Origin of the sequence: Streptomyces sp. NBC_01478 (assembly GCF_036227225.1) — a bacterium.
Lineage (GTDB): Bacteria > Actinomycetota > Actinomycetes > Streptomycetales > Streptomycetaceae > Streptomyces.
The window spans coordinates 11,252,767-11,277,636 of record NZ_CP109444.1 but is presented as its reverse complement, the minus strand read 5'-3'; the positions used below and the strand labels follow the sequence as shown (position 1 = coordinate 11,277,636).

Below are 24,870 nucleotides of genomic sequence, written 5' to 3'. Positions count from 1 at the left end.
GCGTCCATCGTCCGCGCCGTGCGGGTGCCCCACCAGGGACGCTTCGACCGTAGGAACGGCATTACCAGGATCGGAGGGGGAGGAAGATGGAGGACATGGCGACACACGAAGGCATCGGGCTCGGGCTGGGTGCGACGATCCGTGCCTGGCGGGAGAGGTTGTCCCCGTCCGACGTCGGGCTGCCGTCCGGTCGGTCCCGGCGTGCGACCGGTCTGCGCCGCGAGGAACTCGCCGAGCGTGCCGGGTTGTCGGTCGACTACGTGGTGCGTCTGGAGCAGGGGCGGTCCACGGCGCCCTCGGCCCAGGTCGTCGCCTCCTTGGCCCGGGCGCTGCGACTGACCGCCGTCGAACGGGAGCACCTCTACCGCATGGCCGGACTGGTCCCGCCGAACGACGAGCCGATCCCCGACCACCTGCCGTCAGGGGTGCATCGCGTGCTGAACCGGCTCGGGGACGTCGCCGTCGCCGTGTTCGCCGCCGACTGGCAGATGATCTGGTGGAACCCCGGGTGGGCGGCGCTGCTCGGTGACCCGTCGGCCAAGCCGCCCGAGCAACGGAACTTCGCTCGCGAGCGGTTCCCGGTCGGTTCCGGCGACGACGTACATGACGTACGGATCGCCTCGTGGCCGGTGCTGGTGCGGAACGGCGACGCCTCGGATCTCGCGATCGTGTCCGACCTGCGCCGGGCCACCGGCCGCTTCCCGCACGACGTCCGCCTCGCGGAGCTGATCCGTCAACTCACCGCGGGCAACCCGACGTTCGCCCGGCTGTGGTCGAGCGGCACGGTGGCCGCACATCGCGAGGACCGCAAGACGGTCGAGCATCCCGAGGTCGGGCCCGTGGAAGTGGACTGCGATGTTCTGACGGACGGTGACTCCGACCTCAAGATCGTCATCTTGACCGCGGTGCCCGGCAGTTCGGACGAGGTCAGGTTGCGGCGCACGCTGACCGGTGACGGATCGCGCGCGCCCAGCTCCTGAGCGGGGGTCAGTGTTGGGCGAACTGGAGCCGCGTGGCCTGTGTGACGTTCGCTCGCACCGCGAGTGCGGGGACGGTGAGTTGCTCGCCGTAGATGTCGGTGAGCCGGAGCGCGCCGCCGCAGCCGGTGCCGTCCTCGGAGAGGAAGTAGTTGTAGTCGGCGCGCGCCAACTGACGCCAGCCGCTGCCCGCGCGAACTTCCAGGCGGGCCAAGGGATTTCGGTGGCCGATCGCCTGGATGCCGCACCAGTAGCGGGTGGAACCGGTCTTGTAGCGGATCGAGATCGTGTCGGAGGTGCTGGGGCTCGCCAGGTTCCAGGTGATCGGGATCCGGCCGGCCGAAGGGGCGGCGAGTTTGGCGAAGGCCTGTGCGCTGAGGTCGATCTGGCCGGGGGCGCAGTCCCCCGGGCACTCGTTGGTGATACGGACCGTGATGCTGGCGCCGCCTGCCGCGTGGACCACCACGTACGCCCCGCACGCCTTGGACGCCTCGTAGTCCGTGGTGTTCATCGCGCCGGTCAGGACGTCGTCGCTCGGGTCGTACAGACAGGCGCCGCCGCCGTCCGCGTCGTAGAAGGTGGCGACCCCTCGGTAGGTGACACCGGGGCGGATGCGGCCGGCCAACGAGGCTGTGCCCGAGGCCGGTCGAGCGGCCTTTGTGGCCGCCGGCGCGGCGGAGGCGGTGGTCGCGTGGGCGGTCGGTGTCGCCGACGGCTTCTTCGACGGGGTCGCACTCGCCCGCGCGGAGGCGGACGAAGTACCGCTCGGCGAGGGCGACTTGGCCGCGGAGACGGTGGCCGAAGGCACGGAAGTGGCACTTCCCGCCACGGACTTCACGTCCTCGTCGTCCTTGTGGCCGGGCAGCAGCACCAGGGCCAGGGAGACCACGATGAGTACCGCGGCCGCCGACAGGAACAGCCACCGCTTGGACACCGGACCTCCTTGATGGCCACCACCCGTTGTTCGGAGTGATGAAGGCAGCGATGCTGCCAGTCTCAGGGCGACGGCGGCAAGCCCTTTCTGTGGATACACAGTTGGGGCGGGGGTCGGATGGGGTGGCTGATGGTGGAGACGGGGCCTTCGGGGCGGCCCCGCGCCGGCTCCGCCATGGCGTGCGGGTGAGGTTGCCCGCTGCCCGGAACGTCCGCTGCGGGGGTGAGCGGGTCGACGGGGAGCTGGGCGCTGCCGCACTCACCGGTTCAGGTGGGCGAGCAACAGGTTGGGGTCCTCGGCGGTGACGTAGGCCGCGCTCAGGACGTAGGCCGTGTCGCCGCGCAGGGCGATGGACGTGGGGTTCCGGAGTCCGTCCGTCGCGGTGAGGACGACGGTGGGGCGGCTGTGCGACGACGAGGGGGTGAGCCCGCCGGGATGGTGGTGACCACGATGCTGATGCCACGCCCGAGACCGAGGCTCTGCCGGACGACCGTCAGCAGGCCCACGACCGGATGCCGCATGTCGTACGAGGCGAACATGGTGGACTTGACGCGGTGATCGGCCACATCGAGGCGAACTCGCCGCCTTTGGCGCTCAGTTCACCCACCAGCGCGTGCAGCGCCGCGTCGTCGGGGAACCGGGCCGCCGTCAAGCGGAGGCTTCCCACCAACGCCCTGGCCTTGCTCGGCCAGTTCACTGAAGCCGTTCCGTATCACGACGGTGCGGCGGCTGGGCAAGGGTGAAGAAGTGTCAGGCGGTGAGGCGTGCGCCGCCGTCTGTTTCGATGACGGTCCCGGTGATATTGGGGTTGGTGGCCAGCAGCACGATGGCTTCGGCGACATCCGGGGCGGTGGCTACGCGCTTGGTGGGCAGGGCGTCGGCGGCCTGCTTGAAGAACGCGGATCGGTCCCCGGCGGCGAGCCCGTCCCACCAGGGCGTGTCGATGTATCCCGGTGAGACGGCGTTGACCCGGATCGGCGCCAGTTCGGCGGCGAGCGGTTGGACGAGCCCTTCGACGGCGGCGTTGAGCGAGCCGATCCCGGCTGTGCCGGGCAGGGCAGCCCTCGCCGTGACGGCTCCGACGAGAGTGATCGAGGCGTCCTCGCTGAGGTGAGCGAGCGAGGCCTGGAGTGCGGTGACGGTGGGCCAGTACTTCTCCTCGAACGCCTGCCGTAGTCCGTCGAGCGGCAAGTCGCCGAGCGGACCGGCCCCGCCCTTCCCGGCGAGCGTGATGACGAGGTGGCGGATCGGGGCGATCTTCGCCGCGAGCGCCGCGGCCGCCTCCGCGTCGGCGGCGTCGAGAACGTGCCCATGGACGTCTCCGTCGATGGCCGCGGTCGCCCGGTTGAGCCGCCCTGTGTTCCGTCCGGCGATGTGGACCGCGTGTCCTCGGCTGGCGAGTTGTCGGGCGACTGCCAGTCCGACCCCCGACGTGCCACCGATCACGAGTGCAGTGGTCATGCTCACTCCTTATTCCGAGACGTGACGTCTCGCATGAGAGTAGCAGCATTTCTAGACGTGACGTCTCGATAATGGGTTAGTCTGACCCTCATGACCGGCGCTACGACACCCGCCCGCGGCCGCAAGCGGAGCGAGGAGACGAGGCTCGCGATCCTCACCGCGGCCTACGAGCTCACGACCGAGGTCGGCTTCCCCGACCTCACCATCGAGGGCATCGCCGCCCGCGCCGGAGCAGGCAAGCAGACCGTGTACCGCTGGTGGCCCACAAAGGCGGACGTCCTGCTCGAAGCCTTGGCGCTCAAGGCGGATCTGAAGGTCTCGACTGCGGACCGGGGTTCATTCGACGCGGAACTGGACGCGTTCCTGCGTGACTCCGCCGCCCTGATGGCCTTCCCAGGAGTGATCCCCGTCCTGCGTTCCTTGATGGCCGAGGCGCAGCGCGACGCAGACTTCCGGCGCCGCTTCCAGGACGGCTTCCTGACCAAACGCAGGGCCGCGCTCGAGACCATCGTCAAGCGGGCCGCAGTCCGCGGCGACAAGCCCGCTCACCTGACGGCAGCCTTCGCCGCCGACCTCGTCTTCGGCTTGATCTGGTACCGGGTCCTCGCCACCGAGGGTCTGCTCGGCCAGGACGACATCACCACCATCCGACGACTGCTGACCGAACACCGCGGCGAGGAGTAGCGCATGTCCGATCGAATCATCGTCATCACCGGTGCAACCGACGGGCTGGGCCGCGCAATCAGCGGCGCCCTCGCACGCCGGCCCGCTACGACGCTCATCCTCCATGGACGCAACCAGAGCCGACTCGATGAACTGGCCACCACGCTGGCCGGCGCACCGGCCTCGATCCACACGATCCGGGCCGACCTCTCCGAGGTGGCGCAAGTACACCGTCTCGCGGACGAGATCACCGAGTTCACCGATCACATCTCGGTGCTGGTCAACAACGCCGGCATCGGCGGCGGCGAACCCGACGGGACCGACCGCCGACTCACCGTCGACGGGCATGAGCTCCGCTTCGCGGTCAACCATCTCGCCCCGTTCGCGCTGACCCAGGACCTGCTGCCGCTGCTCGACCGCGGAGCACCCGCCCGTATCGTCAACGTCGCTTCGATCGGCCAGGCCCCGATCAACTTCGACGACCCCACCCTCGAACACGGCTACTCGGGCATGCGCGCCTACGGCCAGTCCAAACTGGCCATGATCACCACCGGCTTCGCGCTCGCCCGACAACTCGACCCACACCGGGTCACGGTCAACAGCCTGCACCCGGCCACCTACATGCCGACCAAGATGGTCCTGGAATCGGTCGGCTACAGCATCGACTCCCTCGAAACCGGCCTGCAGGCCACCCTGCGCCTCATCCTCGCCCCCGAACTCGACGGGGTAACCGGGCAGTTCCATGACCGCACCCGAACCGCGAAGGCGCACACCGACGCCTACGATGCGAGCATCCAGCAGAAGCTCTGGGACCTCAGTACCAGGCTCACCAAGCGCCGCGAATGACCCTCGAGGATCCAACGGCGGTGCCCGACACTCTGCCGGGACCATCAGCCTCGTGACCGGCAACACCTAGCCCGAGCCCTTCGAGGCCAAAACAGCCCTTTCACCTTGAGGCATGATCGATCCATGGCCGTCCCCTCCGCGCACATCCGTGCGCTGATCGTCGACGACCAGGCTGCGGTCGCGCCAGCGGCGGAAGAACGCGTAGACCCGGCCCCACGGCATCAAGTGGCAGGCGTCGCCCGCCACTTGATGCCGTTGTCGACCAGGTAGCGGATCGCGTCGAGTATCGCCCGGTGGCAGTACACCTCCGGCCGGCTTCCCCGGCCGCGCCATCCAGCCGAGCACCGGCAGCAACGGCCTCATCGCCGCCCACTCCGTGTCCGTCATGTCCATCATGTCCGCCGGACAGCACGGCAGCCGTGTCCCGTTGTCGGCGGCGTTTCCGAACCGGTGAGCCAGACAGTCGCACGTCAGGGTGACGGAGCACTGCGGCACCAGGGCCTCCGGATGTTGCTCGATGATTCGACACCAACGAGCTGTTCAGGAGGCCCTGCTCGTATGCGCCGAGCACCCCGCGACCATCCGATCGAGATTCCCGTTCGACGGACATTGCTCAAGATCGGGGCAACAACGGCTACTTGGGCCCGGCCAAGGCATGCTCCTTCAGGAAGGCCCCTGCATGGGCTGCGGCCTCCTCCTTCGTCGCATACCAGATGCCGGCGTCGGCCGCCCCACGCGTTGCGTCCGCGCCTTTGGCGCTCCATCGCCAGCGGCCGGACGAGAGTTCCTGCTTCAATTCGGCCGTTCCGCCACACAGTTCGAGTGTGTTGCTCGTCCGCGTCGCTGTGGTCACCGGGCGGCTGATGGCTTCGGGCCACTTTTTGCGAGCGCCTTGACGCGTGATGCCCCACACGGAACCCATCTGTTCGTAGCTCGCGCCGTAGGACCCGGCAGTGCCCGCCGCGATCGCCGTCAGCCGTTTGACCTCCGTGTCGATCACCTTCCAGCCGGCCAGTACGGACAGCGTCACCTCGACGGGGTCCGCGTCCCACATGTGCTCCTCGGACAGCCCCGACGCGCGGGAGCGCAAAGCCCAGGCGAGTGGGTTGAGGGCGTCGTAGAGAGCCTTGTCGAGCTCTGCCTGTTCTTCGGGAGTGATCTCGAATGGGGACATGCGACAACTTTAGTTAACGTGTGAGGTAATGTAAACTTTAGTTGTCGTCCGCTCGCTTCCAAGGCGGCGGCGAGTACGGCCTGTTACCCGACGTCGCCGGGGCAACCCTCCTGGGTGCGGGCGTGACCGACGGGGTGCCGGGCCTCGGACTCAGCGGCGGCACTGTCGCCGACGCTCTGCCCGGCACCCACCGAAGTCGCCCGATCCAGACTCCTGTTCGACCGACACCGCTCAAGATCGGAACGACAACCGCTTCTTACACAGCTCAGACGAGGTGAGCCTGAGCACTGACTACCACTCGCGTACCGCGCGAATGAGTTCGGGGAGCAACCCGGATCAGGGCGAACCCGTACACCATTCCCGTGGACGCAACCTCGCCATCAGACATCGCCGTAACTCTCCGCGACCGATCTCCCTATGCGCCAGAACCCGCTGTCCGACGCCTTGGCCAGGGCCAGTGTCACCTGAAGCCCGGTCAGCCAGTGAGCCGGGCCTGCGCGGCGTTGCCCATCGTGCAGTGGCGCGTCTTCGCGTAGGTCATGATTCCTTGCCGAATGACCTGGTCGGTGGTGCCCGCACGGCCGGTCGTCCCGGCCGGGGGGCGGGGATGTGCCGTTCACAGGCACTGCGAGACTACCCGCAGGACGACACCCGGATAGTTGGTGGATGCCGAGGCGTACCACCCCGAGAGGTACGGAGCCGTGTTCCGGACGACCTCCGTGTAGACGAGCGTGCTGTTCAGTACCGGCGGATCCAGGGAGGCGCCGCCAGACAACGGCACATGACCGGCGGGGCAGTTGCCGTAGCCGCCGGCCGAGCCGTTGACGGGGTACGGCGTGGACACCAGCGTGGGGGCCGGCTGGGGCGCGCACTGCGTCGTGACGACCATGGTGTCGGCACCGCTTCTCGCGAAGGTGGCGAACGACCAGCCGGTCTGGTCCGCCGTCGGTGCGTCGGCCTGCATGTTGTAGCCCGCGGGTGTCGGAGAGCCCGAACTATCCACGAAGTAGCCGCCGCCGAACGCGTACGTCCCCGTGGGGCAGGTGACGGTCTGACTGAACAGGACGTAGTCACCGACGTTCCCGGTGTGGGCTTGGAACGTCACCGAACGTGACGTGCTCCCGGCCAGTTGCGCCGCTGGGACGCAGTCGGCGACGAGTGGCAGGTGAAGGTAGTTGGGATCGGTCAGCAGCACCGGGTGGGCCGGCGTCCAGTCCAGACCGGAAGCCGTGAGGATCTGCCCGCCCGCGTGCCTTGTCGGCGAACGTGGCCTTGCCGCCCTTGTAGAGGAACCGGGCGAACGCGGAGGCCTTGTCCACCGCTCGCGCCGCGAGCGCGGACCTCGCGGCAGAGGGCGGCCGCGGCTCCGCCCGCGACGTCCCTGCCTGCCTGCGGCGCGTGACCGTCCCCCGCCTGCTCGCGGCCCAGGACGCCGACCAACAGCCCGCCTACACCGCCCAGTTGCTGCCCACCGACCCCGCGGCGGCGATCGCCGTCGGCCACTACCACCACATCCCCGTGCCCATCGGCAGCAACCACGACGAGGGCAATGGTTGGGCCGTCGGCATCATCGAGGCCGACGGCCCCGTCACCCCCGTCACCTGGCCCGACGTCGCGGCCGCCTTCTTCCCCTCCCCAGGGCCGGCCAAGGCGATCGTCCACGAATACCCGGTACACCGCACCGACGAAGGCGCGGTCATCGGCGACGCGAACTTCGCCCGCCGGCCACTCCCCACGGCCGACCGAAGCAGAAACCGACGAGCGGCGTGGTCGGCGCACGACCGGCAGGCACCGTCACGGCTCTGCCGACCGACCCCTCCCTCATGCGACCTCATGCGGCGTCAGCCGTTTCAGCCACCGCGACAGCCATCACGCGCTCATTCCGGAACAACTCCGGCGCCAGAGTTAACGGTCGACCGCCCTGAGCCGCGCCCCGTTCACGGCGGGCGCGCGGCCAGGCGATCCAGCGGTCAGGGCGCCGTCGTCACCTGGCGGATTCGGAGTCGCGCTCGCGCGGCAGTGCCGCAGGCGACCGCGGCTGCCGTCCGTCACGCTGCGCGTCGTGCTGCGCGAGCGCGGACAGCAGCGCTTCGACCGTCATCCCCGCCTCAGCCGGGTGCCGAAGGATGGTCCCCGGCTCGATGCGATACGTGTTCGTGCGCCCCTCCCGTGTGTGGGTGAGATAGCCGTCCTGCTCCAGATCGGAAATGATCTTCTGGACGGCCCTCTCAGTGAGCCTGCACCGCGCGGCGATGTCACGGATGCGAGTGCGGTGATCCTCGGCGATCGCGGCCAACACCCGGGCATGACTGGTGAGGAACGTCCATCCTGTGTGCGTCTCGGATGCTTCACCCATGCACCCCAGCATAGGGCGCAGGGTTCACGCATTCAAAGACGCGAAATAGATTTCATGTATCTCTTGACGTGTTTCAGGCTCCGGATGAGACTTGTACCGGCAAAGGACAGGCGAACGCTTCGGGAGCGACTGCCATGCCGGACCACGAACCTTCCGCTCCGCCCAGGAGCAGCAGCCCATCTGTCCGAGTAACACCGCGCGTTCCAGGGGCAGTTGCCCCATCGGCTTTCCTGGAGATCGTGACGCGTCCGGCTGGGGGGCGGACGGTCGTAGCAGTCTCCGGCGAGATCGACATCGATACGGAGCAGACGCTGCAGCGTGCCCTGGGCCTGGCACTGGCCCGGTCGTCCGAAGGCGTGGACCTCGACCTGGCCGGAGTCGGTTTCTGCGACTGCTCCGGTCTCAACGTCCTGCTGCGCGTCCGCCGAATCGCCGTGGCGAACGGCAAGACACTCGCCGTCCGGTCCGCCAGCCCCGGGATCGAGAGACTGTTCGCCCTCACCGACACGTCGTCCCTGTTCACCCACGCCTGTACGCCCGTCAACGGAGTCGTCCACCACCGGCACGAACATTCCGCCACGACACACGGCCTCATGACGGAGAACAACGGGCTGGACGACGACACCGAAGAGCTGCGTATCGAGGTCGCCCAGCTCAAGCGCGCCATGCTGACCCGGCCGGTCATCGACCTGGCCCGCGGAGTCCTGATGGCCTCCTTCGGCCTCAGCCCCGACGACGCCTGGAGCGTTCTGGTCGACGCGTCCCAGCACACGAACACCAAACTCCACACACTGGCCGAAGAACTCGTCGACTCGGTCAATGGGCCGCCGCTGCCCGAACACCTGCAGCAACAGATCTCCACGGCGGCCACCGAGCTCTCACGCCCGGCGTAGAAGGGGCGTTATCCGGCGCCCTCCACGGCCACCCGGAGGGCGCACGGTCCACCACGCCGCAAGAACACGGCTGACCAGGAAGGCAGGCGGACAGGCTCCCTGCCGTGTTCGGCTCCGTCACTGGGCGCGCAGTCCTCGCGATCGGGGCTGCCGTGGTTTTCAGCTCCCCCGATCACACGACCGGACCGGCTCACGCGTGACGTCCCTTTGACCCGGCGCCCACACCGACGGCCGCGCTGACAGCCCCTGCCGCCGCCTACTTGCGACCGTAAAATCGCAACAAGATTCACAAAGGCCTCAAAATGCACCCCGCAAAGCTTTGCGCAATGACTATGCAGGCGCGTTTCCGGCCGCTAGGTTGTGCGACAGCCCGCAGGTCGAGGGAGATCTGCACGGCCGAAAGGAGCAGATCATGGGACATCTGCGTTTCCCCTCCAGAGTGCCGGTCATCGCCGTGACGGGAGCGGCCCTGCTGGTCGCCGGCTGTACGTCGACCAAGAGCGGTGGGTCGGACACCAGCGCCTCTTCAGGCGGCAAGGTCTCCATCGGGCTGGTGACCAAGACCAACTCCAACCCCTACTTCGTCAAGCTGCGTGAGTCCGCGCAGGCCGAGGCGGACGCGAAGGGCGCCAAGCTCATCGCCCTCGCGGGCAAGTTCGACGGCGACAACCAGGGCCAGGTCGACGCGATCAACAACCTGGTCACCCAGGGCGTCAAGGGCATCCTCATCACCCCGAGCAACTCCACCGGCGTACTCGGCGCCATCAAGGCCGCCCGCGACAAGGGCATCCTCGTCATCGCGCTGGACACCGCGACCGATCCGGCCAGTGCCGTGGACGCCACGTTCGCCACGGACAACGAGGCCGCCGGCGTCAAGCAGGGCAAGTACGTCAAGGGTGCGCTGGGGAGCAAGAAGCCCGCCGTCGTCCTGCTCGACGGCACGCCCGGCTCCACCGTGGACGACCTGCGGCACAAGGGTTTCCTGGCGGGCTTCGGCATCACCAGCGGCTCCTCGGAGATCAAGGGAACCGCCGTCACGAACGGCGACCAGACCAAGGCCCAGACCGCGATGGAGAACCTGTACCAGCGCGATCACGGGATCAACGCCGTCTACACGATCAACGAGCCTGCCGCCGCCGGCGCCGCTCAGGCGCTGAGCGGCAAGACAGGTGTCGTCATCGGTTCGATCGACGGCTCGTGCACGGGTGTGGGCAACGTCAAGAGCGGCAAGTTCGCGGCCACGGTCATGCAGTTCCCGAAGAAGATGGCGCAGGACGGCGTCGACGCCGTAGTGGACTTCGCCAAGACCGCCAAGAAGCCCTCGGGGTTCGTCGACACCGGGTCCCAACTGATCACCGACAAGCCCGTGGCCGGACTGGACTCCAAGGACACCGCCTGGGGTCTGAAGAACTGCTGGGGCTGATCCGTGACCACCACGCACACCTCCCCCACGACGCCCGAGGCCCCCACCGCCCGGCCCCCGGCCAAGTCCCTGCTCGCGCGACTTATCGGCAACGCGGCGGCGGGCCCGCTGGCCGCGCTGGTCATCGCCGTGATCGTGTTCGCGCTGACCACCGACACGTTCTTCAACCTCGACAACGGGTCGCTGATCGTGGAGCAGTTCCTGGTCGTCGGCACGCTCGCCCTCGGCCAGACCCTCATCATCCTCACCGCCGGCATCGACCTGGCCAACGCGGCCATCATGGTCCTGGGCACCCTCGTCATCGCCAAGCTCGGCCAGCACTCCATGCCCGGGGGCCTCGCCCTCCTCGTCGGTGTCCTGCTGTGCACGGCCGTCGGTGCCGTGTCCGGCACGTTGGTGACCCGGCTGCGACTGCCTCCCTTCATCGTCACCCTCGGCGTCCTCAGCGTGCTGACCGCGACCGGCCAGTTGTTCGCCAACGGCGAGAGCTTCGCCGTCTCCTCGGGTGTGCTGACCTTCCTGGGCAAGCGCTCCTACCTGTTCGGCCAGATCGAGGTCACCTACGGCATGGGCGTGGCGATCGTCCTGATCGTCGGTCTGTGGTTCCTGCTCACCCAGACCTCCTGGGGCCGCAACGTCTACGCCGTCGGCGACGACGAGGAAGCCGCCAGGCTGACCGGCATCAACACCCGGCGCACCCTGCTGAGCGTGTACGTGCTGGCCGGGTTCGTCTACGCCATCGCCGCCTGGCAGGCACTCGGCCGCATCCCCAACGCCGACCCGAACGCCTTCCAGACCGGCAACCTGGACAGCATCACCGCCGTGGTGATCGGCGGCACCAGTCTCTTCGGCGGGCGCGGCGGCATCCCCGGCACCGTACTGGGCGCCCTGGTCGTCACCGTCCTCACCAACGGGTTGACCCAGGCCGGCATCGACAGCCTCTACCAGCAGGTCGCCACGGGCATCCTGGTCATCGTCGCCGTCGCGGTCGACCGGGTCGTCCGCAGGAGGGCAGCATGAACCAGCCCCGATCCGACGCCGCATCCGCCCAGGCACCCGCGCCGCACACCGCCGACGTGGTGATGAGCGCGAGCGGACTGGTCAAGCGCTACGGCAATGTCGTGGCCATCAGCGAGTCCGACTTCGAGATCCGCGCCGGTGAGGTCCTCGCCGTCGTCGGGGACAACGGTGCGGGCAAGTCGAGCCTGATCAAGGCCCTCACCGGAGCCCTCGTCCCGGACGCGGGAACCATCGAACTGGACGGCCGGCCGGTCCACTTCCACGGGCCGCGCGACGCACGCGCGGCAGGCATCGAGACCGTCTACCAGACCCTCGCCGTCGCCCCGCAGATGGACATCGCCACGAATCTCTTCCTCGGCCGGCCCCTGCGCCGTGAGGGCTTCCTGGGCTCGGGACTGCGCATGCTCGACCACAAGAAGATGCGCACGCAGGCCGCCGAGCAGCTCGACCGGCTCGGCATCGCCACCATCCAGGACATCACCCAGCTCGTCGGCACCCTGTCCGGTGGCCAGCGGCAGGCGGTGGCGGTAGCTCGGGCGGCCATGTTCGGCACCCGGCTGATCATCATGGACGAGCCGACCGCGGCCCTCGGCGTGCGGGAGTCCCGTCAGGTCCTGGACCTCATCGCCCGAATCCGCGACCGGGGCGTCCCCGTCGTCCTCATCAGCCACGACATGCCGCAGGTCTTCGAGATCGCCGACCGCATCCATGTGCACCGTCTGGGCAGGCGCGTCGCCGTGGTCTCGCCCGAGACGTGCACGATGACCGAAGTGGTGGGCCTGATGACCGGTGCACTGCGCATGGAAGCCGACGGCACACTCCTGGAGAGCACGACTCAGCACATGCCCGAGGAGAAGCCCGCCTCCCACCACCCGTCGGAGTCCCCCGAATGACGATCACCGGCAGCAACCGCACCGACGGTGAAACCGGCCCGAGCAGCACCCCGCTCTACGGCAGTCCCTCCCCGGACGCGCTCACCGAGCGGGCCCTGCACCTCGCCCGCGACGGCCGGGCGCTCCTCGGCATCGTCGGCGAGCCCGGCGCGGGGAAGTCCACGTTCGCCGAACAGCTCCTGGCCCGGCTGGAGAAGGAGCAGCCGGGGCTGGCGGTGGCGGTGTCCATGGACGGATTCCATCTCGCCCACAAAATCATCGAGGCCCGGGGACAGTCAGCCAGGAAGGGCACGATCGACACCTTCGACGCCGACGGCTTCGTCGCCCTCCTGCGCCGTACGCGTGCCGAAACCGAACACACCGTGTGGTGGCCGGAATTCGACCGCGACCTCGAGGACGCCGTGGCAGGAGCGATCGAAGTCGCGGCGCACCACCGGCTGGTCGTCGTCGACGGCAACTTCCTGCTGGCCACGCGGGATCCCTGGCTTCGGATCAAGGACCTGCTGGACGAGAGCTGGTTCCTGGACGCCCTCCCCGAGCCCCGGCGCGAGCGGCTCACCCGCCGCTACATCAGCTACGGCTTCACCGCTGAGGCCGCCCGCGCGAAGACCCTGGGAGTCGACGAGGACACCAGTTCACTGATCCGCAGCACCGTCCCACGGGCGGATCTCGTGCTCAGTGAGCTTGGATAAGATCCGGACATGGCAGGCAGAGCACCCCGACAGACACCCACCATGTCCGATGTGGCCCGTCGGGCGGGCGTATCCGTATCGACGGTGTCCCATGTGCTCAACAAGACCCGGCCGGTCGCCCCGGCGACGGTACGCGTGGTGCTGGATGCCGTCGCCGAGACCGGCTACGTCCCCGATCCGGTCGCCCGCGCCCTGGACAGTACGGGCTACGGGACCATAGGCCTGGCCATGTCCGCCCTGTCCAACCCCTACTTCAGCAACGTCGTCCACGGCATCGACCGGGACGCCTCGGCCGCCGGGTACTCGGTACTGATGGCGGACACCCACGACGACGCCGACACGGAGATCAAGGCGGTCAGCGAGCTGCTGCGCCGCAGGGTCAGCGCGATCATCCTGGCCGCCTCCGGCGACGGGGCCCAGGCCATCCGGTACGCCGACAAGGTCGATGTCCCCGTCATCGCCATCGACCGCTTCGTTCCCGCGGCCATCGACCAGGTCGCCGTCGACAACACCGAACCCACCGCGATCCTCGTGGACCATCTGGCATCCGTCGGACACACCCGCATCGCCATGATCACCGGACGTGACGGCCTCACCACCACTCTTGAACGCCTCGACGGCTACCGGCTCGGCCTGCGCCGCAACAGCATCGACGCCGACCCGTCCTACGAAGCGGACGGTGACTCCAGCGAAGAAGGCGCAGCAGCCGCCATCGGACAACTCCTGTCTCTCCCCGAGCCCCCCACAGCCCTGGTCGTGGGCAACAACCGCATGACGATCGGCGCCATGCGTGCTCTACGCGACGTGGGTCTGGCGGTTCCGGGTGACATGGCCCTCGTGTCCTTCGACGACTTCGAATGGGCCGACCTCTTCCACCCGCGGCTGACCGCCATGGCCCAACCCGCCCTGTCCATCGGTGAACAGGCCGTCTCCATGGCCCTGTCCCGGATCGCCTCCCCCGCGCTGCCACCGCGCAAGGTCACCATCAACCCGACGTTCATGCACCGCGAATCCTGCGGCTGCCCGCCTTCCGAATCCTGACGACCACGGCCTCGCGCCTGGCACATTCACGCGAACTGCAAGCTGTCGGAGAAGTGGATAGGCGGTCTCGCCCGCTCGCGCCTTCTGCCGGTAAAGAGCGCGGTACTCCTGAGGTGACGTCCCGACACGTCTGTGGAAGGCCGCACGCATAGACGCTGGATTCCCGATTCCGGTCAGGCGCACGGTCGATACGTGCGTCGGCCAGCCATGCCATGGGGGAGGTCCCGGTCTCTTCGCGATAGCGGCGGACCAGGGTGCGCCGAGCCATGCAGGCATGTGCGGCGAGATCGTCGACGGTAATCGGCGCTGCCATGTTGTCGAGCATCCAGTCCCGAACGGTGGCGAGTTCCTGGCTGCTCGGCCGACTGCGGAGCTGGTCAGTGTATTGCGCCTGGCCGCCGGGGCGTTGGGGCGGCGCCACCAGCAACCGCGCCCTTGCATTTGAAGCCGGTCGGACACCTGCCAATGGGTCGTAGCGGCCCTTCCGTCGAGAAGACCCATCGGCCGCCAGGGCGAACGCTCCGGAGCCGACAACAGTGTCTGCCTTCGCGAGCGCACAAAGGCCGGCTGCACCCGTGACGTAGAGCCCCGAGTGGGCCACGGACAGGACCGGCTCCCACGCCGCACCCGTCAGCTCGTAGTGCGGGTCCATCGAGAAGATCTGCGCCGCGATGCCCAGCTCAAGGAGCAGCACGCCGGGCAGGCTCAGTACGAACGTGATGACGCAGGGACATGGCCACGCCATTGGCGATCATGGCCCAATCGTAGCGGAGGCAGTCTTTCGGGCCACTTTTGTGGGCGGTGGCGGTGGCTTACGTTCTGGTCATGGACGATCCTCTGGCTGTACCGACCGGTGACGTCGCCGACGCGGCCCTCGCGGTGCTGCACGGGACGGTGGACCGGCAGATCGCCGAACACAGCCTGCGCAGCTTCTACTTCGCACGGCTGACCGCTCGGCAGGAAGGCCTGCTGACCGATGCGGCGTACGACGAGGGCCTTCTGTTCGCGGCCACGGTCATGCACGACCTCGGGCTGGGGACGCTCGCCGAGGGCAATGCCCGCTTCGAGGTCGAAGGCGCGGACCTCGCCGCGAAGCTGCTGGCCGAGCACGGGATCCCCGACGACGACATCAGCCGGGTCTGGGAAGCCATCGCCCTGCACAGCTCGCTCGGCCTCGCCGACCGCATGGGCCTGCTGACCTACCTGACCCACAAGGGCGTCTTCACCGACGGTGGCCGCTTCACAGAGCTGTCCCCCGAGGTGCAGAAGCCCGTGCGTCTCGCCTACCCACGGTCGCCCGACGACCACACGCTCCAGGCGGCCATCGTCAACCACGCCCGGAAGTCCCCGAAGGCGGCACCACCCTTCACCATCGCGGCCGAACTGCTCAGGCAAGCCGGCGGCTGACGAGAAGAGACGAGCAGCACAATCTCACACGACTGCCCGAGGTTCTTCGGGCCAACCGCCGACATCAGCGGATCGTCCGTCGGGGCACCCACCCCTCCACCGCGCTGGCCTACGTCGATGCCCGCGACCGCCTGACCAAGTGGTTCACCAATGAGGTCGGCAGCACACCGCCGCAGCAGCGTTGGAACCGCCGACTCAACCTGCTGGGCGAGGACCCGTGCGGCGATCCTCACCGTCCGTCCGCATCCCGGATCGAACTGGCCACCTATCCCGAAGCCGTCGTCCTCACCCGCCTGTTCGCCTCCCCGCACTGGCGAGGCCACAGCCGCCTGCCCGCCGATGCGGCACGGCGTCTCGCTATCGCTCCCGATCAGATGCCCTTGCCGACGAGCCCGTAATTCCCAAGCGGTTGGCTGACGGGCTTTCGGACGGAGCGTCCCTCTTGGGGGCAACGGAAAATCGTTCGACGGGCCGGGCCAGATTCGTCATGATCCGCACTCGTGACGACTCCTAAGCAGCTCCTGGTCCGGGCCGCCGCCCGCAACAACGCCGAGTGGTGCGCGGCGATGAGCCGATCACACGGCTTGGCGGGCGAGTTCGGGGCACATGCCTGGGCCGCTCCGTCTCGCACGCCGCTGTATTACCCCGACGCGGTGACGCTGGTACCGGGCGCCGACCGAGCCGCGTTGGTGTCCCGGATCGACACCGCCGCACCCGGCGCCTCCGTCAAGGACAGCTTCGCCGACCTCGACCTGACGGAGGCCGGCTTCCAGGTGCTGTTCGAGGCGCAATGGATCCACCGCCCGGCGAGTGCGCCCGCCCCCGCGTCGGATCTCGCCTGGGACGTGGCGGGCGACCCGGACATGCTGCACGCCTGGGCGCTCGCCTGGGACGATGAGGATGGCAACGCGGACCTCTTCCAGCCCGAACTACTCGACGACCCCGCCACCTTCGTGCTCGCCGGGAAGTCCGCCGACGGCCGCGTGGTCACCGGCGCGGTGGCCAGCCGCAGCGACCAAGCGGTCGGAATCTCCAATGTCTTCGCGCTGGGCGGCGGCCCCGACGCGGCCTGGCCGGTCGTACTGGACGCAGTCACGTGGCTGTTCCCCACCCTGCCGGTGGTCGGTTACGAGCAGGGCGACGCCCTGGCGGCAGCCGTCCAGCATGGCTTCGAGCCGGTCGGTCCGCTGCGGATCTGGCTGCACGGCCAGTAACCAGACCAGCTCCAGGGCCGCCCGGGCCCGATTTTTTTCGACCTGGCCCAGAAACTGCCACCTTCGGTGAGAACTCTGGACGTTGAATCGGGCGGTAGTCCGGGTCACCCAGGGGGTGTCACCCGCGGAGCATATGGCCCGTGCATCCCGGACTGGCGCTCAGCGCCTCGTCTCGTACCTGGTCAGGATCACACCGCCGGGAAACGTCCGCGTCTCCACCAGGTTCAGGTTCACCCAGTTGTCCAGCGCGATGAAGAACGGTGTGCCGCCGCCCACCAGGACCGGCGCGGTGGCCAGCACGTACTCGTCGATCAGCCCGGCGCGCATGGCCGCCCCGGCGAGCGTCGCGCCGCCGATGTCCATCGGGCCGCCGTCCTCGGCCTTGAGCCGGGTGATCTCGGCAACCGCGTCGCCGGTTACCAGGCGGGTGTTCCAGTCGACCTTGTCGATCGTCGAGGAGAACACCACCTTCGACATGTCCCGCCAGCGGCGCGCGAACTCGATCTCCGCCGGGGTGGCGCCCGGCTGCTGGTCGCCGGTCGGCCAGTGGGAGCTCATCGTCTGCCACAGCTTGCGCCCGTACAGCGACAGGTCGGTCGCCTGCAACTGGTCCGACCAGAACCGGAACAGCTCGTCGCTCGGCGGTCCGCCCCAGCCGATGTCGTCACCGGGCGCCGCGATGTAGCCGTCCAGAGTCAGGTTCATGCCGTAGATCAGTTTCCGCATGGCGCCAGCCTTCCGTAAGTCGGTCTCACGCGTACAGACCGGCACGGCACGCGAAACTCATCGGTGCGCGACCTGAGCTCACATGCACTCCTCGTACTCGGTGGCTCAGCCGCAGACTCACTGTTCCGCCGAGGAAATGGCATCGAACTGAGACTGATCTTGGGTGACATCGCGGTGAGACACCAGACAACCAGCAGGTCACAGAAGATCGACACGTCATCGGCGGCGAGACCCTGCGAGAGGGGCGCGACGACCCGCGGTCCGGCCGACGACGAGGTCACGGCACAGGGCGCTGGTGACGCTACAACCCCAGAGCCGTACCCATGCCGCGAGCACGGGCGACATCGTGGACCACGGCCGCCGCGGCAACGTCGAGCGCTGCGTGCCCCGTCGACTTGAAGACCGTCAGCTCGGCGGGCTCACGACGGCCGGGATGACGGCCGTCGAGGACCGAGCCGAGGAGGGTGATCCGGTGTGACGGGATGCCCTGCAGTTCGTGGGCCCCGGCCGGCGGAGCCGAGGCAGCGGCACCCGGCCATTCGACGAAGAGAGATCCGGCGCGGACGGTATCGGGGGCGAGTTCGTGGCCGTGGGAACCGCCGACGGAGCCGATGTGAGCGCCCTTGGCCGGCCACGACGGATCGAGCACGGGTTCGCGGACGCTGGTGCAGCAGAACACGACATCGGCCCCCCGGGCAGCCTCCTCCACCGATCCCGCGGAGGCGCTCGGGTGCAGCTCCGCGAGCCGCCGGGCGGGGTCCTGCCCGCCTACGACGAGAGGAGCGTCGGCGTCGAACGTCGCGAGGAGTTCGACCTGGGCGCGGGCCTGAACTCCCGTACCCAGTACGGCGATCCGGTCCGGGTGAGGGCGTGCCAGCGCCCTCATGGCGATCGTCGCGACGGCGGCAGTGCGCACGGCGGTGACCGGCTCGGCGTCCATCAACGCGAGCGGGCGGCCGTCGTGTTCGTCGAACAGCGCTACAACTCCCCTGTGCGCACTGCCTCCTGTCCGCCCGGGCACGGCGAAGACCGACACCAGCTTGGCGGCCAGACCGAGGCCCGAAACGTATCCCGGCATCGCGCCGCCGCTCCCCGTACGTGGTCACCCCACGTCCTGAGGACGGAAGTGAGAACGTCGAGCCTTCAGAAAATCCCCGAGCTGTGTTTCTCCGATCACGGTTCTCAGGCGCGTCAGAGCCCCCGGACCCTCTCCGCATCGCAGCCGTGACTTCTTCTCATCGTCTCCGGCGCCCGCTCGACGAATACCACCACACCAGGAACGGGCCCGCCGGCCACGTGACGACCTGTATACGGCCCCGTTCCCCGCCCGCCCCGTTCCCGTCACCGTGGGCGGGCACGCTTGACAGGGGATCGTTGTCGATTCGACAGTGTCGGGCGTGACATTCTCCGCGGTACGACCGGACGGGGATCCGCTGCGCCTGCTGTGCGAGTCGCTGCAGTCCCGCATCGAGGAGCTCAGCAACGGGTTCACCGACGACATCAGGCGGGAGATCCCCTCCTACGCGGTCATGCCGCTGGCCGAGCAGCGCGAGACGGTGCGTGTCCGGCTCGGCGCCGTGCTGCGCGGGCTCGCCCTCGGTGTGGAGCCGACGGCCGAGCAACTGCTGGAGGTGCAGTCCGCGTCCCGCAGAAGGGCGTACTACGGTCTGCCCGCCCAGGACGTGCTCGCGACCTTTCACCTCGTCGCCCGCGGGCTGTGGGACGAACTGCGCGACGTGGCGCGCGGTACGGCGGCCGAGGACACCGCGATCGAGCTGGTCGCGCCGCTGTGGTTGTGGGTCCAGGCGATGAGCGGCGTCGTAGCGGACGTCTACGCGGACGAGGCCGGCGCGCGGTACGGGCGCGAAGCCGGTCTGCGTCAACGCTTCCTGGAACTGCTCCGCACCGGTGGGGCACCTCGCGAGCAGACCGCCGAGATCGCCCGCGAGCTGGGCTTCGACCCGGACGGCGAGTTCCAGGCCCTGTGCACTCCGGCCTCCGTGTGGGCCGCGGAAGGGCGCCTGGGTCTGCTGCAACGCGCGGCACAGCAGGTTCCCGGCAGAGTCTCCTGCGGTCTGAGCGGGCAACTGATGGTGGCCGTCGCACAACGCGCGGACCCGGCCGACCTCGTCACCCGGGTGATCAAACTGGCTGGCGACGACGCACCCGTGGGCGTCGGCCTCCGACGGCCCGGACTCGCCGGCGCGGAGATGAGCATCACCGACGCCGAGCGCGCCCTCGTGGTCGCCGGACAAGGGGGCCGCGCCACGTCGTTCGAGGAGGTCTGGCTGCGGGCGAGCCTCGTCGACAGCCGGGACCGGCTGCTTCCCCTGTTCGCCGACGTCCGCCGGATCGCGGGCGAGCAGCCCCAGTTGGCGGAGACCGTCCTCGCCTTCGCCGACGCCGGGCTGTCGCTCGCGCACGCCGCCGACGCGCTCCGGATCCACCCCAACACGGTGGCCTACCGGCTCGGCCAGTGGCACAAGCTCACCGGAACCGATCCGCGCACCTTCACCGGCCTGCTCCGCTCGGTCGTCGGCATCACAGGCTGACCCCGACTGTGGAATCCACAGAGATCCGCCCGCCCACTCCATGATCGCGCCGAAGACTGCCCACCGGGCGATTCCTACACTCCGTAATTGATGACGTGCCGCGCTCAGGGCATGCCTCAAGCAATGGAATGGATCAGGAATGGCAGACAAAGACCCCGGTTCCTATGTGATGGGAAATACCTCCGAAGAGGCGGACCGGCTCGGAATGCAGGCTTCTCTGTACGACCGCCACACCGAATATCTGTTGCGGACAGCGGGGTTGAAGGAGGGAATGCACGTCCTCGACGTCGGCTGCGGTACGGGGGAAGTGTCGCTCTGCGCCGCGCGTATCGTCGGCCCGAGCGGCCGAGTCCTCGGTGTCGACCGGGAACCGGGGGTCCTGGCGCGGGCACGCGACAACGCGGCCGCGTCCCCTTTCGAGAACATCGCCTTCGAACAGGGTGATCTCGCCGATCTCGACACATCCGGGTCCTTCGACGCCGTGGTGGGACGGCTGATCCTGATTCACCTCGACGATCCGATAGGGACCGTGAAAGCACTGACAGGGTTAGTGCGTCGTGGTGGCGTCGTCACATTCCAGGACTTCAACATCTCAAGGACCCGCGCCGTCCCCGACGTTCCACTGGTGACGCGGAGCGTGGAGTGGATCTGCGCGGCGCTCAGGGAAGGTGGCCGCGACCCCGACATGGGTGAGCGCCTCGCCCATGTGCTGAGGCTTTCGGGGCTGTCCGATCCCCGTGTGGCGGTCGCCGTGCCCACGGGCGGCCCCGACTCGGCCGCGGTGACCCTGATCGCCGAGTCGGCACGCAGTCTCCTGCCGGTGATGGAACGCGGCGGCATCACCACCGCCGAGGAAGCGGACCTCGACACCTTGCGTGCCCGCATGTCGCGCGCGTGCACGGAGGTTCAAGCAACGGTCTACGTGCCGGAACTCGTCGCCGCATGGGCCGAGTTGGACTGACGGCGGCCGAATTCGGTCACCGTATCGGGGCTCACCGACCCTCGAACCCCTTGGTCCGGCTCCAGTTGAGCGTGGGGTCGCTCCCGAAGACCACCCGCTGTCCGTCCTCGGAGACGGTGGCCCGTTCCCAACCGTCGAAGTTCTTCGTGACGTTGACGCTCCACTCGGTCAGGTTGCCGACACCGACGGCCGCGATGGACTCGGTCGGTGGTTCACCGTCGTAGCAGTAGGAGCCGAAGTCGGCGATCACCGCCACGGTTCCGTTCCTGGTGCGCAGTTGGATGCCCTGGCAGGCGTCGGTCCGGGTGCGGTAGACGACTTTCGGCTCGGTCCAGGCCTTGGCCCGGGGGCTGTAGTGCTGCTCGACGAGCCCCTTGCCCCGGCGGTAGTGCAGGGCCACGCGGCGGCCGTCGGAGAGTTTCACCTCGGCGTTGTACGGGCTCGGACTGCCGCTCCAGGGAAGGTCGCTCTTCTCCAACTCGGCGGCGTACACGGAGGAATCAGAGGAATCCGGGGAGGCGCCGACCGAAGGAGCCCTCGTCGCCGCGTCCTGGTGACCGCATGCCGCCACGGCGATCAGCACCGACACCACCACCGCCGCCGCCACCCTGGCGGGCATCCGAATGCCGTGCTTGTGCATCCGCGCCTCCCGTCGCTCCGTCGCAGCTCAGCATAGGTGCGATCCGGCTGTCCCCGGTGAGGTGTCGGTCGCCGAGCGGGTCCTTCGCGGCCTGGAGCGGCGAGACGCCCGCACCGGCGGCCCATCGGTCAGGTCGCCGGACGGGGCACCCCGGTGCGGTGGCGGAAGTCCGGCCGACTCATGGGGTGGTCGACGGCGTCGTCCAGATACGTCGTTCGGCGCCCAGCGGGTCGTCGAGGGCCTCCGGGACGGCGTCCCACGTCATCGTCGTACGGCGCTTGTCGGTGTAGCGGGGCCAGTTCGGGCCCGGGTCCAGGTCGCGGACGAAGGCGACCCAGGCGGCGTGCATCGCGTCGGCGAGGGACTGGGGTGGGTGTGGGCCCGTCGCGGCGGTGACGCGTTCGGCGTCCAGGAGGTCGAAGGCGAAGGGGATCTCGACGCAGTGGGCGGCGCTGCCCCAGGTGAAGTGGTAGAGCCAGGTGGGCAGTTCGTGGTGGGCGCGGGACTCGGCGAGGGCGAGGGACGGGCCGCGGAAGATGGCGTCGGTGAGGGCCTGGCCCATGCGTTCCTCCGGGTCCGTCCCCTCCCTCAGGGCGGCGTACGCGGTCACGGCCTCGGGGCTCAGACCGTGACCGGCCAGCACCGCCTCAACCGCCTTGGCCGGTACGGGAGTTGGCGTACTCCCGGGCTGGGGGCAGAACTCGCGCTCGGTGAAGCCGAGCAGGAGGGGTACGGAGGCTGCGCTGCCGTCCGCGAAGGCATCCGGGACGGGGACCGGGATCAACTCCCCGTCCGCGAAAGGCGCCAGCGTCAGACCTGCCTCCGGTGTGGCGAGGGCGTCCTGGAGGGCGAGCAGTTCGTCGTCGGTGAGGTCGCGGAGTGCGGTGGCGCGGGCGGGGACGCCGGTGCGTTCGGTGAGGCGGGCCGAGTCGGTGAGGGCGTCGCGGCGGTGCTGGGGGGACCTGATGGCGCCGGACTGGGAGATCGCGGCGCGGAACAGCCCGTGCGCGGAGGGGGTCGCCATCAGGGTCTGCACGGCGCCGCCGCCCGCCGACTGACCGGCGATGGTGACCTTTCCGGGGTCGCCGCCGAACGCCTCGATGTTGTCGCGTACCCAGGTCAGCGCGGCGATCCAGTCGAGCACGGCGCGGTTGTCGGGGGCGTCGTCGAGGGGGAGGAAGCCCTCGATGCCGAGCCGGTAGCCGATGGACACGAGGACGATCCCGTCGCGGGCGAAGGCGCAACCGTCGTACCAGGAGCTGGCGGCGGATCCGGCGACGTAGCCGCCGCCGTGGATCCAGACGAGGACCGGCAGGTCGGCGCCCGGGCTCGGATCCGGGGTGAAGACGTTGAGGTTCAGTACCCCGGCGCCCGGTATCGACGGTTCGGGGATGGTGGTGGGGCCGTCGAGGACGAAGGGGCGGCGTTGCGCGGTGGGCCCGTACCGGGTGGCGTCGAGGGGCTCGGTCCACGGCTCGGGCGGGACCGGGGCGGCGAAGCGGAGTTCACCGACGGGGGCCTGGGCGTAGGGGATGCCGAGGAAGCGGGCGGTGGTGTGCTGCCACGTCCCGAGGACGGGGCCCTGGGACGTGACAGCGAGTACGGACTGGGGCACGGAGCAACTTCCTTGTGGAGGTGGGAGGTTATGGATGTCGGTCGAAGTCTCGCGCCCCGCCCGCTACTTGACGCCCTTGATCGGCCGGATCGCGAGCGCGCTGATCAGCACGACGGCCATGGCGAAGGCGAACAGGACACGGTAGCCCGGGAGTTTGTCGGAGCCCGCGGCGAACGAGGTGATGAGCACGGAGGCGATGATCGGTCCCAGGGCCTGCGGGATGTTGGTGGCGATGTTGAGGATGCCCAGGTCCTTGCCGGCCGCCGCGCCCTTGGGCAGGACCTCGGTCATCAGGGCCATGTCCAGCGACATGTACGTACCGAAGCCCATGCCGCTGACCAGCGCGTACATGTACATCGCGGGCAGGGTGGGGCTGACCAGCGGGATGGCCATGGACAGGGCGAGCAGGACCGACGCGCCGATCACGAAGATCTTGCGGCGGCCCGTGCGGTCGGAGATCTTCGCCGCCGGGATCGCGCCGGCGAGGGTGCCGACGAGGGCGAGCACGGACATCAACTGCTGGGCGCTGTCCACGGCGTCGGCGTCCAGGCCCACGTAGTCCTGGAGGGCGTAGCGCTGGTAGGTGGCGACGCCCCAGTAGCCGAGGATGAACGTCATGCGGGCCACGAACGCCCAGGCGAAGTCGGGGTGTTGACGGGGTGAGACCCAGAAGCCGGTGAGGAACTCCCGCCAGGAGAAGGGCCCCGGAGCCTCGGGGCGGGTGCGGTCCCGGTTGAGCAGCACGAACGCGAGCACGGTCACCAGGACGACCGCGGCGATGACGCCGTAGCCCAGGCCGAGTTGTCCGGCGTAGCGGGCGGCGAGGATCACGCCGAGTGTGGCGCCGAGGTTGGAGCCGAGGCCGACGAAGGCGGAGACGATACCGAACCGGCGGGGAGCGACACGGTCGGCCATGACGGCGGTGAGCGGGGCCTGGATGACGTTCAGCAGGACCTGCACGGCGACCCACATCAGCGTGAGCCAGAGCAGGGTGGTGGCGTGCGAGATGGCCAGCAGGGAGAGGGTCGAGCCGACGGCGCCGAACAGCATCCAGGGGGTGCGGCGGCCCAGGCGGCCTCGGGTCCGGTCCGAGATGGCGCCGATGATCGGCTGGGCGAAGAGCGTGACGATCGACGAGGTCATCGTCACCAGGGCGAGGTTCGATTCCTTCGCGGCGGCGTCGAGGTTCTGGATCTGAGCGGGGAGCAGAACCACGACGAGGCCGGCGTAAGCGGTGTAGAGAGCGGCGAATCCCGCGCCCATCGACCACATCAGGACGTTGACCTGGGAGCGGCCCAGGGCGTCGTCCGTTTTGGCGGTGGCGGGGGCGGAAGAGGTCGAAGCGGACAAGGACGCCTCCACGGGGACGGACCGGCACCGTT

The 24,870-nt window shown here is 69.0% G+C and carries 26 protein-coding genes; 13 read left to right on the top strand and 13 right to left on the bottom strand.

Annotation, left to right across the window (positions count from 1 at the left end; all coding sequences use genetic code 11):
* Positions 1-86 precede the first annotated feature (86 nt).
* Positions 87-980, top strand: coding sequence for a helix-turn-helix transcriptional regulator (locus OG223_RS50090; protein ID WP_329264198.1), 894 nt, complete (start codon positions 87-89; stop codon positions 978-980).
* A 7-nt stretch (positions 981-987) separates the two neighbouring features.
* Here the strand turns inward: OG223_RS50090 and OG223_RS50085 are convergent, their stop codons facing one another.
* From OG223_RS50085 to OG223_RS50075, 3 genes are all read right to left on the bottom strand, one after another.
* Positions 988-1,911 carry an expansin EXLX1 family cellulose-binding protein gene (locus OG223_RS50085; protein WP_329264196.1) on the bottom strand — a complete coding sequence of 308 codons (924 nt, stop codon included), beginning with the start codon at positions 1,909-1,911 and terminating at the stop codon, positions 988-990.
* 493 nt (positions 1,912-2,404) lie between these two features.
* Entirely contained in the window at positions 2,405-2,608 is a 204-nt protein-coding gene (locus OG223_RS50080) for an MmyB family transcriptional regulator (protein WP_443073817.1), read from the bottom strand.
* Positions 2,609-2,661: 53 nt separating this feature from the next.
* Positions 2,662-3,372, bottom strand: a complete 711-nt coding sequence (locus OG223_RS50075) for an SDR family oxidoreductase (protein WP_329264193.1) — start codon at positions 3,370-3,372, stop codon at positions 2,662-2,664.
* A 90-nt stretch (positions 3,373-3,462) separates the two neighbouring features.
* On the opposite strand from OG223_RS50075, the gene OG223_RS50070 reads away from it, so the two are divergent.
* Both OG223_RS50070 and OG223_RS50065 read left to right on the top strand, forming a co-directional pair.
* Positions 3,463-4,056, top strand: a complete 594-nt coding sequence (locus OG223_RS50070) for a TetR/AcrR family transcriptional regulator (RefSeq protein WP_329264191.1) — start codon at positions 3,463-3,465, stop codon at positions 4,054-4,056.
* Positions 4,057-4,059: 3 nt separating this feature from the next.
* Positions 4,060-4,881 carry an SDR family NAD(P)-dependent oxidoreductase gene (locus OG223_RS50065; protein ID WP_329264190.1) on the top strand — a complete coding sequence of 274 codons (822 nt, stop codon included), beginning with the start codon at positions 4,060-4,062 and terminating at the stop codon, positions 4,879-4,881.
* 66 nt (positions 4,882-4,947) lie between these two features.
* On the opposite strand, the gene OG223_RS54070 is transcribed toward OG223_RS50065, so the two are convergent.
* The 4 genes from OG223_RS54070 to OG223_RS50045 form a co-directional block, all read right to left on the bottom strand.
* Positions 4,948-5,268 (bottom strand): hypothetical protein, encoded by a 321-nt coding sequence (locus OG223_RS54070; RefSeq protein ID WP_443073816.1) that lies wholly within the window; start codon positions 5,266-5,268, stop codon positions 4,948-4,950.
* A gap of 247 nt (positions 5,269-5,515) precedes the next feature.
* Positions 5,516-6,055, bottom strand: a complete 540-nt coding sequence (locus OG223_RS50055) for a hypothetical protein (protein WP_329264188.1) — start codon at positions 6,053-6,055, stop codon at positions 5,516-5,518.
* Positions 6,056-6,671: 616 nt separating this feature from the next.
* Positions 6,672-7,160: a hypothetical protein gene (locus OG223_RS50050; RefSeq protein ID WP_329264186.1), complete on the bottom strand. Its 489-nt coding sequence runs from the start codon at positions 7,158-7,160 to the stop codon at positions 6,672-6,674.
* 879 nt (positions 7,161-8,039) lie between these two features.
* Positions 8,040-8,411, bottom strand: a complete 372-nt coding sequence (locus OG223_RS50045) for a helix-turn-helix transcriptional regulator (RefSeq protein ID WP_329264185.1) — start codon at positions 8,409-8,411, stop codon at positions 8,040-8,042.
* 239 nt (positions 8,412-8,650) lie between these two features.
* Between OG223_RS50045 and OG223_RS50040 the strand changes: the two genes are divergently transcribed.
* From OG223_RS50040 to OG223_RS50015, 6 genes are all read left to right on the top strand, one after another.
* Positions 8,651-9,304 carry an ANTAR domain-containing protein gene (locus OG223_RS50040; RefSeq protein WP_329264183.1) on the top strand — a complete coding sequence of 218 codons (654 nt, stop codon included), beginning with the start codon at positions 8,651-8,653 and terminating at the stop codon, positions 9,302-9,304.
* 412 nt (positions 9,305-9,716) lie between these two features.
* The gene (locus tag OG223_RS50035) at positions 9,717-10,727 is read left to right on the top strand and encodes a substrate-binding domain-containing protein (RefSeq protein WP_329264181.1); all 1,011 of its coding nucleotides are present in this window, start codon (positions 9,717-9,719) and stop codon (positions 10,725-10,727) included.
* Positions 10,728-10,730: 3 nt separating this feature from the next.
* Positions 10,731-11,747, top strand: coding sequence for an ABC transporter permease (locus OG223_RS50030; protein WP_329264179.1), 1,017 nt, complete (start codon positions 10,731-10,733; stop codon positions 11,745-11,747).
* On the top strand, positions 11,744-12,640 hold the full coding sequence (locus OG223_RS50025) for an ATP-binding cassette domain-containing protein (protein ID WP_443073815.1): 897 nt from the start codon (positions 11,744-11,746) through the stop codon (positions 12,638-12,640). Before OG223_RS50030 ends, OG223_RS50025 begins: the two co-directional genes overlap by 4 nt.
* Complete coding sequence (locus OG223_RS50020; protein WP_329264178.1) at positions 12,637-13,332, top strand: nucleoside/nucleotide kinase family protein; 696 nt, start codon at positions 12,637-12,639, stop codon at positions 13,330-13,332. Before OG223_RS50025 ends, OG223_RS50020 begins: the two co-directional genes overlap by 4 nt.
* Before the next feature lie 9 nt (positions 13,333-13,341).
* Entirely contained in the window at positions 13,342-14,373 is a 1,032-nt protein-coding gene (locus OG223_RS50015; protein WP_329264176.1) for a LacI family DNA-binding transcriptional regulator, read from the top strand.
* Here the strand turns inward: OG223_RS50015 and OG223_RS50010 are convergent.
* Positions 14,330-15,067, bottom strand: a complete 738-nt coding sequence (locus OG223_RS50010; protein WP_329264173.1) for an AraC family transcriptional regulator — start codon at positions 15,065-15,067, stop codon at positions 14,330-14,332. The two genes, OG223_RS50015 and OG223_RS50010, sit on opposite strands and share 44 nt — an antisense overlap.
* 131 nt (positions 15,068-15,198) lie before the next feature.
* On the opposite strand from OG223_RS50010, the gene OG223_RS50005 reads away from it, so the two are divergent.
* Positions 15,199-15,780: an HD domain-containing protein gene (locus OG223_RS50005; protein ID WP_329264171.1), complete on the top strand. Its 582-nt coding sequence runs from the start codon at positions 15,199-15,201 to the stop codon at positions 15,778-15,780.
* 500 nt (positions 15,781-16,280) lie between these two features.
* Complete coding sequence (locus OG223_RS50000) at positions 16,281-16,994, top strand: hypothetical protein (protein WP_329264169.1); 714 nt, start codon at positions 16,281-16,283, stop codon at positions 16,992-16,994.
* A gap of 159 nt (positions 16,995-17,153) precedes the next feature.
* Here OG223_RS50000 and OG223_RS49995 read toward each other — a convergent pair whose 3' ends face one another.
* On the bottom strand, positions 17,154-17,720 hold the full coding sequence (locus OG223_RS49995) for a dihydrofolate reductase family protein (protein WP_329264167.1): 567 nt from the start codon (positions 17,718-17,720) through the stop codon (positions 17,154-17,156).
* 301 nt (positions 17,721-18,021) lie between these two features.
* Positions 18,022-18,798, bottom strand: coding sequence for an ornithine cyclodeaminase family protein (locus OG223_RS49990; protein WP_329264165.1), 777 nt, complete (start codon positions 18,796-18,798; stop codon positions 18,022-18,024).
* Positions 18,799-19,117: 319 nt separating this feature from the next.
* Between OG223_RS49990 and OG223_RS49985 the strand changes: the two genes are divergently transcribed.
* Positions 19,118-20,272, top strand: a complete 1,155-nt coding sequence (locus OG223_RS49985) for a PucR family transcriptional regulator (protein ID WP_329264163.1) — start codon at positions 19,118-19,120, stop codon at positions 20,270-20,272.
* A gap of 139 nt (positions 20,273-20,411) precedes the next feature.
* Positions 20,412-21,233 (top strand): class I SAM-dependent methyltransferase, encoded by an 822-nt coding sequence (locus OG223_RS49980; protein WP_329264161.1) that lies wholly within the window; start codon positions 20,412-20,414, stop codon positions 21,231-21,233.
* Positions 21,234-21,264: 31 nt separating this feature from the next.
* Here the strand turns inward: OG223_RS49980 and OG223_RS49975 are convergent, their stop codons facing one another.
* From OG223_RS49975 to OG223_RS49965, 3 genes are all read right to left on the bottom strand, one after another.
* Entirely contained in the window at positions 21,265-21,852 is a 588-nt protein-coding gene (locus OG223_RS49975) for a hypothetical protein (protein ID WP_329264160.1), read from the bottom strand.
* Between the two features lie 199 nt (positions 21,853-22,051).
* Positions 22,052-23,488: a carboxylesterase/lipase family protein gene (locus OG223_RS49970; protein WP_329264158.1), complete on the bottom strand. Its 1,437-nt coding sequence runs from the start codon at positions 23,486-23,488 to the stop codon at positions 22,052-22,054.
* A gap of 63 nt (positions 23,489-23,551) precedes the next feature.
* Complete coding sequence (locus OG223_RS49965) at positions 23,552-24,838, bottom strand: MFS transporter (RefSeq protein ID WP_329264156.1); 1,287 nt, start codon at positions 24,836-24,838, stop codon at positions 23,552-23,554.
* Between the last annotated feature and the right edge of the window lie 32 nt (positions 24,839-24,870).